Genomic DNA, 14,196 nt, shown 5'->3' with positions numbered 1-14,196 from the left:
ACCCACGCCATGAGCGAATACCTGAAACTCAACAAGACCAATTGGGACGAACGCGCGCCCTTGCACGCCGCCTCTGCGGATTACGCGGTGCAGCGCTTTGTCGACGACCCGCAGTTTCTCTCCGAAGTCGTGCAGTTCGACCGCCCCCTGCTGGGCGACATCCAGGGCCTGCGTGGCGTGCATCTGCAATGCCATATCGGTACCGACACCCTGTCGCTGTCGCGCCTCGGCGCACAGATGAGCGGGTTGGATTTTTCCTCGGCGTCCCTGGCTGAAGCGCAGGCCCTGGCCCAGCGCTGCAACACCGCCATCGACTACCACGAGTCGGACGTGTTCGCGGCCACCGAAGCACTGCCCTGCGGCGAGTTCGACCTGGTCTACACCGGCATCGGCGCGCTGTGCTGGCTGCCGAGCATCGAGCGCTGGGCGCACACCGTCGGCGCCCTGCTCAAGCCCGGTGGCCGGCTGTTTATCCGCGAAGGGCATCCGATGCTCTGGGCTCTCGATGAAGGTCACAGCGACTCGCTGCAGGTGGCGTTTCCCTACTTCGAACGCAGCGAGCCGCTGGTCTGGGACGATGCTGCCACCTACGTGGAAACCGACAGCAGCCTCAAGGCCACGGTGACCCACGAGTGGAACCACGGCCTGGGGGAAATCATCAGCGCCCTGCTGGCCCAGGGCCTGGAAATCACCGGGTTGGTGGAGCACCAGAGCATTCCCTGGGAAGCCCTGCCCGGGCAGATGGAGGTGGATGAGCGTGGCGAATGGCGGCTCAAGGAAGCCCCGTGGCGCCTACCGCTGAGCTACACCCTGCAAGCCGTCAAGCGCAGGGCCTGATCGCCGGGCATAAAAAGCCCGCTGAACCTTGGCGTTCAGCGGGCTTTTTGTGCTCGGGATCGAGGCGGCGAACGACTGCGCAGGAAGCGCCGTCGCTAGGATTGCTGAAGGTCCTGCCGCCCTTTTCGCAGCCTCGCGGGCTCGGCAGCGGCCACCGACCTTGTGCCGAGGCTCAGCCGGCCAGCGCCTGCTGGTCCATCTTCTGGCGCAGGCTCAGTGGACGCATGTCGGTCCAGACTTCTTCGATGTAGGCCAGGCAGTCCTTTTTCAAACCGCTCTTGCCCACGGTACGCCAGCCTTGCGGCACAGCCTTGTAGTCGGGCCAGATCGAGTATTGCTCTTCATGGTTGACCACCACCTGGAAGAGGATGTCCTCACGGTCGAATACTGAAGTCATTGCTTGTCTCCATCACTGATAAGGATCGCCGCGCCCAGGACGCGGCGATTGTGTAGAAGGAACGAATCAACCGCGCAGAAAATTAAACGCTGGCCACCGCCGCAGCCACGGCCTTGCTGAATATTTCCGCCACCTGGTCGATCTGGGCCGCGGTGATCACCAGCGGCGGCAGGAAACGCACCACGCTGCCGTGACGCCCGCCCAACTCCAGGATCAAGCCGCGCTTGAGGCATTCACGCTGCACCAGCGGCGCCAGGCGCGCGTGCTGCGGCGGATGGCCCTGGGCATCCGCCGCGCCGGCCGGGTCCACCAGTTCGACGCCAAGCATCAGCCCACGGCCGCGGATGTCCCCCAGTTGTGGATAATCCCGCTGCAGGATCAACAGATGCTCACGCAGGCGTTCGCCCATGGCCGCTGCGTGTTCAGGCACCTGGTGTTCCTTGAGGTAGCGCATCACCGCAGAACCGGTGGCCATGGCCATCTGATTGCCGCGGAAAGTGCCGGCATGAGCGCCTGGCTGCCAGGTGTCGAGCCAGTCGCGATAGACCATCACCGCCAGCGGCAGGCTGCCGCCGATGGCCTTGGACATCACCACCACATCGGGAATGATCCCGGCGTGTTCAAAGGCGAACATCTTGCCGGTACGGCCGAAACCACTCTGGATTTCATCGACGATCAACGCCACGCCGGCCTGTTCGGTGATGCGCCGCACACCTCGCAGCCAATCCAGGTCCGCCGGGATCACCCCGCCCTCGCCTTGCACCGCCTCGACGATCACCGCCGCCGGCAGGGCCACCCCCGCTTCCGGGTCGGTGAGCAGGTTTTCCAGGTAGTGCAGGTTGACCTTGACCCCTTCCGCACCACCCAGCCCGAACGGGCAACGGTAGTCATAAGGAAAGGGCAGGAACTGCACAGCGTTATTCAACAGACCGGCCAACGGACGCTTGGGCCCAAGGCTGCCCATCAGGCTCAGGGCACCCTGGCTCATGCCGTGGTAACCGCCCTGAAACGACAGCACAGTGCTGCGTCCGGTGGCCGTGCGCACCAGTTTCAACGCCGCTTCCACCGCGTCGGTGCCGGTGGGGCCGCAGAACTGGATCTTGGCTTCGGCGGCCAGGGCCTCGGGCAACAGGCCGAACAGGTCCTGGACGAACTGATCCTTGACCGGGGTAGTCAGGTCCAGAGTCAACAGCGGCAACTCATCGGCCAGCACTTGCTGGATCGCGGCGATCACCACCGGGTGGTTGTGGCCCAGGGCCAGAGTCCCGGCACCGGCCAGGCAATCGATGAAACGCCGGCCTTCAACGTCCTCGACATGAATCCCGCTGGCCCGCTTGAGGGCCAGGGGAATCCGCCGTGGATAGCTGCGGGCATTGGATTCCTGACGGTTCTGACGGGCCAGCAGAGGCGACTCGTCGAACTGGTAAAGGGTCTCCGCCGATGTAGGGGCAAGGCCCACCGGCTGATCTTCCATAAGGCTGGTAACGGCTGACATGTCTCGAACCCTCACGCTGCAATTTAAGCAAAACGGCCACCGGCCGGATGCGCAGCCGAAGGAGGGTGCGCACTGACAGGCTTTCCTGTTCTGGAAACGCATCAGCGAGGTCAGGATTTACACCCCGGGACGATGAAATTGCACATATCGCCCCGTAGGAGCCCGCTTGCTGGCGAAGGCGATCTTTCCGGCTCCTTCGCTGGCAAGCCCGCTCCTACAGGGGGCGGTGATGGGTCAGGCGCGGTGGGCAGGCAGGGTCAACTCGACCCGCAGGCCGTCGGGGTGGCTGTCGAAGTTCAGGTCGCAATCGCAACGCTGGACTATTGCCTGGACAATCGCCAGGCCCAGCCCGCAGCCACTGCTCTGGCTGTCACGCCAAAAGCGCTGGGTCAGGTGTTGCAGGTCTTGCGGGGGAATCCCCGTGCCATGGTCGCGCACCTGGAAACGCACACGGCCGCCGACAATCTCCAGGTTCAACTCCACCGGACATTCATCCGGGGTATGCCGCAGAGCGTTGTCCAGCAAGTTGCGCAGGGCCGCAATGGCCAGGGTCGAAGGCATTTCCACCGGGGCTTCGCCAGCCTTGTCCCCCAGGTGCAGCTTGACCCGCTGGCGGGCACCGACGGCCGCGTCCTGGATCGCCAGACGCGCGACCTGCTCGGCGTTGCAGTGCACACCGTCATCGAACGACAGGCTGCCCTCGACCCGCGCCAGCAACAATAACTGCTCCAGAGTCCGGTGCATGCGGTCGGCGCCCTCCTCGGCCCGGGCCAGGGACTGATCCCGGGCCGCGCCTTCGGTCATGCGCGCCACTTGCAGGTGGGTCTTGATTGCCGTCAGCGGGCTGCGCAGTTCGTGGGCCGCGTCGCCGGTCAGCCGGCGCTCGCGCTCGATGGTCTTGGCGATGCGCTGGAACAGCTGGTTCTGGGTCTCCAACAGCGGCCGCAACTCGCTGGGCATCGGCTGGATCTGCAGCGGCTCCAGGGAATCAGCACTGCGGCGCATCAGCGCATCGCGAATCCGGTTCAACGGCGCCAGGCTCTGGCCGATGCCCAGCCACAGCAACCACAGGCAACCCAGCAGGGCCACACCCACCGGCACCGAGGCCGCCAGCAGCACCGACAGGTTCAGGGCCTCGCGCTCGACCTGTCGATCGGCGGTGGTGATGCGCACGTCACCGCGCGCCAGGGTAAAGGTGCGCCAGGGCGCACCGTCGATCATCTGGTCGTGAAAACCCAGCTTCTCGGCTTCCAGTGGATGCTCCGGGGAGCTGTGGCTACGAGCCAGGATCTGCCCGCGCAGGGAGCTGACCTGGCAAGCCATGCCCCCGGGAATGGTCAGGGCCGCACTGTTGATCTGGTTGCCCGGGCCGTGGGACGGCAGTGCCGGCATCTGTTCCAGCAGCCCGGCAACCATGCGCGCCGAAGCCACCAGGCGCTGGTCCAGGGAAAACATCATCTGGTTACGCAGGTCACTGAGCATCCAGGCCGCAGCCAGGGCCCAGATCAGGATGAAGGCGGCGCCGAGGGTCATGCTCAGGCGCAGGCGCAGGCTCCTCACTTACGGGTTCTCCTCGCCATCTGCCGGGCCCAGGCGATAGCCCAGGCCACGCACGGTTTCGACGATGCCGTTGCCGAGTTTGCGGCGCAGGTGGTGGATGTGCACATTCAAGGCGTTGCTTTCCAGTTCATCGTTGAAACCGTAGACGCTGTCTTTCAATTGCTCGCTGGACAGTACCCGGCCACGGTTGTGCAGCAGCGCCTGGAGCAGTGACTGCTCGCGCCGCGACAGGTCCACCGGCTGGCCGCCCAGCATCGTTTCCCGGGTGCTCGGATCGTAGGTCAGGCGTCCGTGTTCGATGAGGTTGACGCTGCGCCCGGCCACGCGACGCAACAGGGTGTGCAGGCGCGCGGCCAGTTCCCGCAGGTCGAAGGGCTTGAGCAGGTAATCGTCGGCACCGGCTTGCAAGCCATCGACCCGGTCGGTCACCGAGTCGCGGGCGGTGAGGATCAGCACCGGAATCTCCAGGCCTTGCTGGCGCTGCTGCTTGAGCAACTTCAAACCGTCTTCATCCGGCAGGCCAAGATCCAGTACCATCACGTCGAATTCGGCCACGCCGAGCATGGCCCGCGCCGCTGAAGCGGTGGCCACATGTTCGACCGTCAGGCCCTGGGCCGTGAGGCCGGCGACTATCCCGCTGGCAATCAGCTCATCATCTTCACAGACAAGTACGTGCATGGTCGGTCCTGTAACAAAGGCGTTGATTAAGCAGGCTGCGGATTAAGCGGACATTATGCCCGCCCTGGCCTGGCCACAAGCCAAGTAGGGTTAATCATCGGTTAATCAGGACCCGCCATTGTGCTCGCTACTTGCACCGGTTTAAGGCTTGGCCATGCGTCGATTGTTGATTTTGCTGTTCATGCTGTTCACCTCCCTGGCACACGCCGGCAACAACCCGTTCGAGGTCAAGCCTGACTTCCTGCCGGTGGGCAAGGCCTTCGCCTTTACCTCCGAACGCCTGGCCTCGGGGGAAACCCAGCTGTTCTGGCAGATCGCCGACGGCTACTACCTGTACCAGAAACGCCTGAAATTCGACGGCCTGCCCCAGGAGCAGCATCCAGTCCTGCCCGCCGGTGAAGACCACAGCGACGAATTCTTCGGCGACCAGACGGTGTATCGCCAGGGCCTGGAACTGAAGCTGCCGGCCGGTGCCAGCGGTAAGATCAAAGTCGGTTGGCAGGGCTGTGCCGATGCCGGCCTGTGCTATCCGCCACAAACCTTGGAAGTGGACCTGGGCGGCGTAGCGGCGACTGCGGCCAGCACCGGCGACAACGCCACTGGCGCGGCCCAGGACCAGCTCCTGGCCAGTGGCCTGGAACATCAATCCTGGGGCTTGAGCCTGCTGGCGTTCTTCGGCTTCGGCCTGCTGCTGGCCTTCGCTCCGTGCTCGCTGCCGATGCTGCCGATCCTTGCCGGCATGGTCGTCGGCAGCGGCGCCAGCCCACGCCGCGGCCTGGCCCTGGCCAGCAGCTATGTGCTGTGCATGGCCCTGGTGTACGCCGGCATGGGTGTGATCGCCGCCCTGCTCGGCAGCAACTTGCAGGCCTGGCTGCAACAGCCCTGGGTACTGGGCAGCTTCGCCAGCCTGTTCGTCCTGCTGTCGCTGCCGATGTTCGGCTTCTTCGAGCTGCAGATGCCCGCGCTGCTGCGCGACCGCCTGGAGGGCGCCAGCCGCCAGCGCCAGGGCGGCAGCCTGATCGGCTGCGGTGTTCTTGGCGCCCTGTCGGCCTTGCTGGTAGGCCCGTGCATGACCGCGCCCCTGGCCGGAGGGCTGCTGTATATCGCCCAGACCGGCAACGCGCTGCTCGGTGGCCTGGCGCTGTTCGTCCTGGGCCTGGGCATCGGCCTGCCGCTGCTGTTGCTGGTGACAGTGGGCAACCGCTTCCTGCCTAAACCCGGGCCATGGATGAACCTGCTCAAGGGCGTGTTCGGCTTCCTGTTCCTCGGCACTGCCATCTACATGCTGCGCCCGGTACTGAGCGCCGGCCTGTGGATCGGTTTGTGGGGCGCACTGACCCTGGTGCTGGCCTACTGCACCTGGCAGCAACGAGCGATTGCCGGCCGCTTCCTGCACCTGTTCGGTGCCGGCGCGCTGCTTTTCGGTGTCTGGGGCGGCATGCTGCTGCTGGGCGCCGCCGGGGGCAGCGACGACCCCTGGCAGCCGCTCAAGGTCTACAGCGGTGGCGGGGTTGCCAGTAACGTCACCGCCCACGATGCATTCACTACGGTCAAATCGCCTGCCGAGCTGCAGAGTGCCCTGGACAGCGCCAAGGCCCAGGGCCAGTGGGTGCTGCTGGACTACTACGCAGACTGGTGCGTGTCCTGCAAGATCATGGAAAAAACCGTGTTCGGTCAGCCTCAAGTGCTCGATGCCTTGAAGGATGTGCGCCTGCTGCGCCTGGACGTGACCCTGGACAACGCCGACGGCCGCGGACTGCTGAGTCGCTACCAAGTGCCGGGGCCTCCGAGCATGCTGTGGATCGGCCCTGATGGCAGTGAGCGCCGTAGCCAACGCATCACCGGTGAAGTGAATGCCGCGCAATTCCTGCAACGCTGGACCCAGACCCGGGAAGCTCGTTGATGCTGACGTTTACCATCGGCACCTTTGCCATTGCCCTCAACCACCTGCTGCTGATCAGTGCACTGGCACTCGCCACCCTGGTCGGCTGGCGGGTGGCCAAGCGCGGTGGCGACAACCCCGAGTCGGTACTGTTTTCGCTGTTCCTGCTGGGCATGCTCACCGCCCGCATCTGTTTCGTCATCGCCTACTGGCGCCACTACCAGCACGACCCGTGGATGATCATCGACCTGCGCGACGGCGGTTTCCTCGCTTGGCCGGGGGTCATCGTGATGCTGCTGGCAGCCCTGGCCTGGGGCTGGAAGCGCCCGGCGCTGCGGCGTCCATTGGCAGCCGGAGTCGGCACCGGGCTGGCCTTCTGGCTGCTGGCGACCCTGTCGCTGACCCTCTACGACCAGGGCACCCGCCTGCCGGAAGTGGCCCTGCGCAATGCCGCCGGGGAAACCGTGCAACTCACCGACTACCAGGGCGGGCCCCTGGTGATCAACCTCTGGGCCACTTGGTGCCCGCCCTGCCGACGCGAGATGCCGGTGCTGGAAAAGGCCCAACAGCAACGCCCGGACCTGACCTTCCTGTTCGTCAACCAGGCTGAAAGCATGCAAAGCGTCAGCACCTTTCTCGCCACCCAGGACCTGAACCTGAACAACGTGCTGTTTGATGGCAGCGGCCGCCTGGGCAAAGCCGTGGGCTCCATGGCCTTGCCGACTACGCTGTTCTACAGCGCCGATGGCCGCCTATTGGGCAGCCACCTGGGAGAGTTGTCCGAGGCCAGCCTGGCCCGGGCCCTGGAAAACTTCGACGGCGCACACCCGACCTCGGTCGCCCCTTCAAGGAAACTGCCATGCCCTTCATCCGCCACCTGCTGAGCCTGTCCCTGGGCGCGGCGCTGCTCAACGCCCCACTGCTGCAGGCCGAAGAACTGCCTGCACCGATCCGCAAGATCGAGGAAAAAGGCGCCAAGATCATCGGCAGCTTCGACGCCCCCGATGGCCTCAAGGGCTACGCCGCGCAATACCAGAATCGCGGCATGACCCTGTACCTGACCGCCGATGGCAAGCACGTGCTGCTGGGCAACCTGTACGACGCCAACGGCAAGGACCTGAGCGCCGAACCACTGCAGAAACTGGTCTACGCACCGATGGCCAAGGAAGTCTGGGGCAATCTGGACAAGAGCAACTGGATCGCCGACGGCAAGGCCGATGCGCCACGCATCGTCTACCTATTCAGCGACCCCAACTGCCCCTACTGCAACATGTTCTGGGAACAGGCACGGCCCTGGGTGAAAGCCGGCAAAGTGCAGTTGCGGCACATCATGGTGGGCATCATTCGCGAAGACAGCCCGGGCAAATCCGCCGCCCTGCTGGCCGCCAAGGACCCGCAGCAAGCCCTGGAAGAACATGAAAAGGCTGGCAAGGGCAGCAGCCTCAAGGCCCTGGATAGCATTCCGAAGGCCGTGCAAACCAAGCTCGACGCCAACATGAAACTGATGGAGGAGCTGGAGCTGTCAGCGACCCCGGCAATCTTCTACCTCGACGACAAGGGTGAACTGCAACAGCAGCAAGGCGCCCCGGCGCCGGGCAAGTTGACGCAGATCCTCGGCGCCAAATAGCCCCGCCGGCAATGCCTAAAGACGCCCGTGCTCCACGGGCGCCCTGCCCTCAGCGCGAATGCCGCGCCGCCAGAAAGTCCAGCAGCGCCTGGGTGACAAACTCGGGGTTCTCCCGGCTGGAAATATGCCCCGCTTCGGGGATCAATTGATAAGCGCAGCCAATGCGCTCGGCCATCTCGACGGTTTCCGCCACAGGCCGAGGTTTGTCCTGCTCGCCGCAGAGCAGCAACGTGTTCTGCGCATCCAGTTGGGCAAGCTCAGGCAACAGGTCGCCCCGGCTGAACGTGATGCGCCCCATGGGAATCACACTCTGGCGCAAACGCTCGGTGGGCAACGCCGCCAGGCTCGCACGAAAATCCTGGAACAGTGCCGACTGCGGATCGATGCCCGGCCGGAAGAAGATCGGCACCACGATATCCAGCAGCGGTTCGGCGATCACGCCGCTGTCTTCGATCTGCTGGAACAGCGAGAAATAGTACTGCCGGGTCGGCTCCGGCTCGGCCCCCAGATAAGTGTCCATCAGCACCAACCCGGCGATCCGCTGCGGCGCCGCCAAGGCCAGCCGCGCGCCCCACATGCCGCCCACCGACAGCCCCACCAGGGTCACCCGCTCGATGTGCAAATGATCCAGCAACGCCAGCATCTGCCGCGCCACATCATCCAGGGACGTCGTGCCTTGCGGCATCGGCCCGGACTGGCCATGGCCCCACAGGTCCACGGCAATCACTCGGTACTGCGCCGATAATGCCTCGATCTGCGGCGCCCACATGCCGGTGTCCCACAAATAGCTGCCGGCCAGGAGCACCACGGGCCCCTGCCCCTGATCGAGGTAGTGCAGCGTTTGTCCATCGAGGGTGGCGAAAGGCATTAGGGGATTCCTGTACAGGGATGACAAAAAAGGTCCGACAGACTGTGCCGTGCAACACGGCTCAGTCAATCGGACCCGACCGACAAAAACGTTTCAGGAAGTACCCGGAAGCAGTATCCACATCCCCGTACAACTGGGAGTCCAGCGCAGTCCGCCACTGTCCATGGCATGCAACATGAAGCAAATCAGGCCGCACTCAATGTCGTCGCCCGGCTGCAGGAAAGGGGCTGAACAGTCCGGCAAGATACTGTGCAAGGGCTGTTTCACGGAACATAGACTGGAACACCACAGAGATAAAAACTTGCAACGTAGTTGAAAAAAGTTACTCCGGATTTTTCTAGACAGTGTTTATTTGAACTTTAGGAAAACTCTCAAACCCACACCAACGACTGCTTGTTAACATCTAAACACTACAGCAACCCCCACCAAACACAGAAACAATCAAGTCGACAAGCACGAAACCCACCGCCTATCCATCACATGTAAAAGCCCTGAATAAACTCCAACGCAGCGCTTCTCAAGAGATAGGCCGCGCCATTGCTCAAGACATGTAAATGGCATGAACTTCAATTAATCAGCAACAAGTTTTCACATCAACGCCATGACCGCCCAGCTTTACATAGCCACTTAGCAGCAACACCGAAATCTCTCATAAAGGACTAAATACACTATGCAATTCAAGACAGCTTTACTTGCCCTTGGCATCATCGGCATGCCGGGTCTGGCCATGGCATCCAACACCATCAAGTTTCAGGGGCTGGTCAACACTTCGACCTGTTCGGTTACCGTAAACAACAGTGCCACCGCTCTGGTAGTGCTGCCCACGGTTGCTGCTGCCGATCTGGCCACCCTCGGGACTACCGCCGGTGAGACCAACTTCACCGTCGGTGTTTCAGGTTGCCCTAGCGATGCCAACGACAAAGTACTGACGGTCGGCTTCGTCGGTAACAACGTCAACGCCACAGGCCACCTGGTTAACTCCGGCACCGCTGCCAACGTCGAACTGGTGGTATCGAACCTGTCCAACGGCACCATCCTGAACCTGAACAACTGGACCTCGCAATCTGCGGTGGATGGCATCACATTGCCTGCCAATACCACCAGTGCCGAGCGTGACTACTTCGTACGCTACTACGCCACGGGTGTTGCCAGTGTGGGCAGCGTGACAGGGTCGATGCAGTACTCCATTAGTTATCCGTAACCAGCAATGGCAACTCACCGCCAAGCATTGCACCGGGACAAGTAAAGTAACAAGCGCCATCAGTAGGATCGTTATCTTATTGATGGCCAGCAACTCCCCACCCCAAGAGCTGAAAATTTCATTTCGAAGTTCAGCGCACTCGCTACGACTGTGAATACCTTGCCGTGCACTTTCTCAATCGACGTGCCTGTGTCGGGCCCGACAACATTGTTTCCGCAACCCAGATGAGGTCAATGTCATGACATCACGACACAGCCTTTCAAATAGAGCAATAAGAGTACTCCTCCGGGGTACGCTCCTTAGTTATTGCGCCCTGATACTTCCTGCATCGGCCAGCGTGATCGTGCAGGCAACCCGAATCATCTATCCGGCCGATGCCAGGGAAGTCAGCCTGCAACTGAGCAATTCGGATGCGCATCCCAACCTCATCCAAGTCTGGGCGGACATCAACAACCCGCAGTCCGATCCAGAAAACGCCGATGCGCCCTTTATCGTCACGCCGCCTATTTTTCGTATGGAAGCAAAATCCGGGCAGACCGTGCGCATCATGCTGACCGCTGACCATTTGCCCCAGGATCGCGAATCGGTGTTTTACCTGAACACCCTGCAGATACCGCCAAAGGCCCCCGAGTACAGTGATCAGAATCGCATTCAACTGACCCTGCGCAACCGCTTGAAGCTGTTTTATCGCCCTAACCAGATCACCGGAAAGCCCAGCGACATAGAATCCCAGCTGAGCTTTCACATCGCCCAGCAAGGTCAGGATTGGCTGATAACCGCGCACAACCCTACCGGTTACTTCGCCACGCTGACGGCAGGACAAGTACTGGCCGAAAAACGTGCGGTACCGTTCAAAACCGAAATGCTGGCCCCGTTCAGTCAGGCCGAATGGCGCCTGGTCAATGCCGGAACCCTGCCAAGTGGCCCGTTGCGCATCAGCGCAGCCCTGGTCAACGACTTCGGCGGACAGGTCCTGCGCGAGTACGGGATTGCACGCTGAGATGAACCTGCTTTTGTGCTTCAGGTACGGGCACATGGCGGCATTGCTGACGGCCTGTTGCCTTTCCCCCACGGCGTGGTCCGATGAACAGCAGCCGCCATCGAGCTATAGCTTCGACGACGAACTGACCCTCGGCCAGCGGGCAAAAGCCAGCCTCTCGCGCTTCAACCGGGCCAAGGCCATCGAGCCTGGGCGCTATCAAGTCGACATCTACTTGAACAACAACTTCGTGACGCGCTCCGTGGTGGACTTTCAATCGGTCAACGACGCCGATGTCGCGCCGTGCCTGAGCGATCAGTTTCTCCTCGATGCAGGGGTCAAGCCCAACCGCCTGAATGACCACGCCAGCGCAAAGACGCCCCCAGGAGCGCTGCCGCCGGAAGCGACGCTACAGGCCGCGCAACCCAACTGCGCGCCGCTGTCCCAGCGCCTGGGCGGTGTCGCCAGCAGCCGTTTCGATCTTTCGCGCTTGCGCCTGGATATCTCGATCGCCCAAAGCCTGATGACCCAAGTGCCACGCGACCACGTCGCCCCCAGCGATTGGGACGCCGGCGACAGCATGGCGTTCTTCAACTACAACACCAACTACTACCACTCCGCCTACTCCAGCGGCCGCACCGGCAACAGCGACAACGCCTATCTTGGCCTCAACTCCGGGATCAACCTGGGGTTGTGGCGCCTGCGTCAACAGTCCAGCGCGCGCTACACCAGCAGCGGCGAGTCGCGAACGGACTGGAGCAACCTGCGCACCTACGCGCAACGCGCCCTGCCGGCCCTTGACAGCGAAATGACCCTGGGCGAAAGCTTCACTGCCGGTGACCTGTTCGCCAGCATGGCCTTTCGCGGGGTGCAATTGGGCACCGACGACCGCATGCAAGCCGAGTCCCTGCGCGGTTACGCCCCCCAAGTACGGGGCATAGCTGCCACTAATGCGCGCGTACTGGTCAAGCAGAATGGCCGCACCATTTACGAAACCAACGTAGCCCCAGGCGCCTTCATCATCGATGACCTCTATGGCACCAGCTACCAAGGTGACCTGGAAGTCGAGGTGATCGAAGCGGACGGTCGCCTCTCGAGCTTTACCGTACCCTTTACCGCCGTACCGGACTCCATGCGCCCCGGTGCCTCGCGCTACAACGCAACCCTGGGTCAGGCTCGCGACATCGGCGCCAACGACCTGTTTGCGGACCTCACCTATCAACACGGCCTGAACAACAACCTGACGCTGAACAGTGGCGTGCGGATTGCGGACGACTACCTGGCCCTGTTGGCGGGTGGGGTACTGGCTACCGCCTACGGTGCCTTCGGCCTCAACAGCACTTTCTCCACCGCTCGCATCGAGAACGATCAACGCAGTTCCGGATGGCGCCTGCAAAGCACTTACAGCAAAACCTTCCAGCCCACCTCGACCACCGTATCACTGGCCGGTTACCGCTACTCCACCGAGGGCTATCGTGATCTCAGCGATGTCTTCGGGGTGCGCAAAAGTTTCAAGAACAACCAAACCTGGAGCTCCGGCAGCTACCAGCAACGTACCCAGCTGACCGCCAACATCAACCAGTCGCTGGGGGACTTCGGCCAGTTCTACCTGTCCGCTTCCACCAGCGACTACTACAGCGACAACAGCCGGGATACCCAGTTGCAACTGGGCTACTCCAACAACTGGCGACAGCTCAACTACAACCTTTCAGTCAGCCGCCAGGAATCCCGGCAGACTCAGTTGAGCGACGATGGCCAGCAACCGCAGTACGTTTACTCCCGCAACACCAACAACCGGACCAATCTGCTGATGCTCAGCCTGTCGATGCCGCTGGGCTCAAGCCCACGCTCGCCGTACCTGTTCAGCTCGGTCACCCGCAACTCCGCGGGGGGCAACACCTATCAGTCCAGTATCAGCGGCACCCTGGACGAGGCCCAGAACCTCAGCTACGGCGTGGATGCCTCGCGCAACGATCAGGACAAGGTCACCAGTTGGGGCGGCAGCCTGCAGCAACGCCGCCCACTGGCCACCATTGGTGGCAACTTTTCCAAGGGCAAGAACTACTGGCAGGCCAGCGCCAACGCCCGAGGTTCGGCGGTCCTGCACAGCGACGGCCTGACCCTGGGCCCCTACCTCAGCGACACCTTCGGCCTGATCGAAGCCAAGGGCGCCAGCGGCGCCGAGGTGCGCAACGGCCAGGGAGCGACAATCAACCCGGACGGCTACGCCTTGATTCCGTCGTTAAGCGCCTACCGCTACAACGACATCGGCCTCAACTCCACCGGCATCAACCGCAACGCCGAACTGCAAGACAATCAACGCCGCGTGGCGCCCTATGCCGGCGCCGCGGTCAAGGTGCAGTTCCGCACCCTGGTCGGCCATGCCCTGTTGATCAAGGCGACGCACGCCGACGGCGAACCTTTGCCGCTGGGCGCCAACGTCATGGACGACCAAGGCAACGTCATCGGCATGGTGGGTCAGGCCAGCCAGATCTATGCCCGTGTTGCAGACCGCCAGGGCGCGCTGCACATCAAGTGGGGCGATGACCCGGACCATGGCTGCGACCTGCGTTATGAGTTCACCGACAGTGTCGCCGAACAAGCCTTGATCCGCCTCAACGCCACCTGCCAGCAAGGCCCCGCCATATGAAAGGTACGACTGCCATGCCCCC

At 62.7% G+C, this 14,196-nt stretch carries 12 protein-coding genes; 7 read left to right on the top strand and 5 right to left on the bottom strand.

Features of this window, described 5'->3' with window-relative positions; genetic code table 11:
* Nucleotides 1–9 precede the first annotated feature (9 nt).
* The gene (locus tag GV818_RS17600) at nucleotides 10–837 is read left to right on the top strand and encodes a class I SAM-dependent methyltransferase (RefSeq protein WP_161759827.1); all 828 of its coding nucleotides are present in this window, start codon (nucleotides 10–12) and stop codon (nucleotides 835–837) included.
* Between the two features lie 172 nt (nucleotides 838–1,009).
* Here the strand turns inward: GV818_RS17600 and GV818_RS17595 are convergent, their stop codons facing one another.
* The 4 genes from GV818_RS17595 to GV818_RS17580 form a co-directional block, all read right to left on the bottom strand.
* Nucleotides 1,010–1,234, bottom strand: a complete 225-nt coding sequence (locus GV818_RS17595) for an MbtH family protein (RefSeq protein WP_161759828.1) — start codon at nucleotides 1,232–1,234, stop codon at nucleotides 1,010–1,012.
* A gap of 82 nt (nucleotides 1,235–1,316) precedes the next feature.
* Entirely contained in the window at nucleotides 1,317–2,729 is a 1,413-nt protein-coding gene (locus tag GV818_RS17590; RefSeq protein ID WP_161759829.1) for an aspartate aminotransferase family protein, read from the bottom strand.
* Nucleotides 2,730–2,963: 234 nt separating this feature from the next.
* Nucleotides 2,964–4,289 (bottom strand): ATP-binding protein, encoded by a 1,326-nt coding sequence (locus GV818_RS17585; RefSeq protein WP_161759830.1) that lies wholly within the window; start codon nucleotides 4,287–4,289, stop codon nucleotides 2,964–2,966.
* A complete protein-coding gene (locus GV818_RS17580) occupies nucleotides 4,290–4,967 on the bottom strand; it encodes a response regulator (protein ID WP_161759831.1) in 678 nt (225 codons plus the stop codon).
* A 154-nt stretch (nucleotides 4,968–5,121) separates the two neighbouring features.
* Here GV818_RS17580 and dsbD point away from each other — a divergent pair, with 154 nt between their 5' ends.
* Genes dsbD through dsbG form a run of 3 tightly spaced genes read left to right on the top strand, consistent with a single transcriptional unit; the run spans nucleotide 5,122 to nucleotide 8,476 of the window.
* The gene (dsbD, locus tag GV818_RS17575) at nucleotides 5,122–6,870 is read left to right on the top strand and encodes a protein-disulfide reductase DsbD (protein ID WP_161759832.1); all 1,749 of its coding nucleotides are present in this window, start codon (nucleotides 5,122–5,124) and stop codon (nucleotides 6,868–6,870) included.
* Nucleotides 6,870–7,733 carry a TlpA disulfide reductase family protein gene (locus GV818_RS17570; RefSeq protein ID WP_161759833.1) on the top strand — a complete coding sequence of 288 codons (864 nt, stop codon included), beginning with the start codon at nucleotides 6,870–6,872 and terminating at the stop codon, nucleotides 7,731–7,733. The genes dsbD and GV818_RS17570 overlap by 1 nt, the downstream gene beginning before the upstream one ends.
* The gene (gene dsbG / locus GV818_RS17565; RefSeq protein WP_161759834.1) at nucleotides 7,709–8,476 is read left to right on the top strand and encodes a thiol:disulfide interchange protein DsbG; all 768 of its coding nucleotides are present in this window, start codon (nucleotides 7,709–7,711) and stop codon (nucleotides 8,474–8,476) included. The genes GV818_RS17570 and dsbG overlap by 25 nt, the downstream gene beginning before the upstream one ends.
* A gap of 49 nt (nucleotides 8,477–8,525) precedes the next feature.
* On the opposite strand, the gene GV818_RS17560 is transcribed toward dsbG, so the two are convergent.
* A complete protein-coding gene (locus GV818_RS17560; RefSeq protein WP_161759835.1) occupies nucleotides 8,526–9,344 on the bottom strand; it encodes an alpha/beta fold hydrolase in 819 nt (272 codons plus the stop codon).
* A 670-nt stretch (nucleotides 9,345–10,014) separates the two neighbouring features.
* Here GV818_RS17560 and GV818_RS17555 point away from each other — a divergent pair.
* The 3 genes from GV818_RS17555 to GV818_RS17545 all read left to right on the top strand — a co-directional run bounded on the left by GV818_RS17555 (nucleotide 10,015) and on the right by GV818_RS17545 (nucleotide 14,174).
* Complete coding sequence (locus tag GV818_RS17555; RefSeq protein WP_161777095.1) at nucleotides 10,015–10,545, top strand: fimbrial protein; 531 nt, start codon at nucleotides 10,015–10,017, stop codon at nucleotides 10,543–10,545.
* A 238-nt stretch (nucleotides 10,546–10,783) separates the two neighbouring features.
* Nucleotides 10,784–11,545, top strand: a complete 762-nt coding sequence (locus GV818_RS17550; protein ID WP_161777094.1) for a fimbrial biogenesis chaperone — start codon at nucleotides 10,784–10,786, stop codon at nucleotides 11,543–11,545.
* A gap of 34 nt (nucleotides 11,546–11,579) precedes the next feature.
* The gene (locus GV818_RS17545) at nucleotides 11,580–14,174 is read left to right on the top strand and encodes a fimbria/pilus outer membrane usher protein (RefSeq protein WP_256679482.1); all 2,595 of its coding nucleotides are present in this window, start codon (nucleotides 11,580–11,582) and stop codon (nucleotides 14,172–14,174) included.
* The last annotated feature ends 22 nt before the right edge of the window (nucleotides 14,175–14,196 follow it).

It is taken from the genome of Pseudomonas sp. Fl4BN1, from assembly GCF_009908285.1.
Taxonomy (GTDB): Bacteria; Pseudomonadota; Gammaproteobacteria; order Pseudomonadales; family Pseudomonadaceae; genus Aquipseudomonas.
This window is presented reverse-complemented; position numbering and strand designations above follow the sequence as displayed.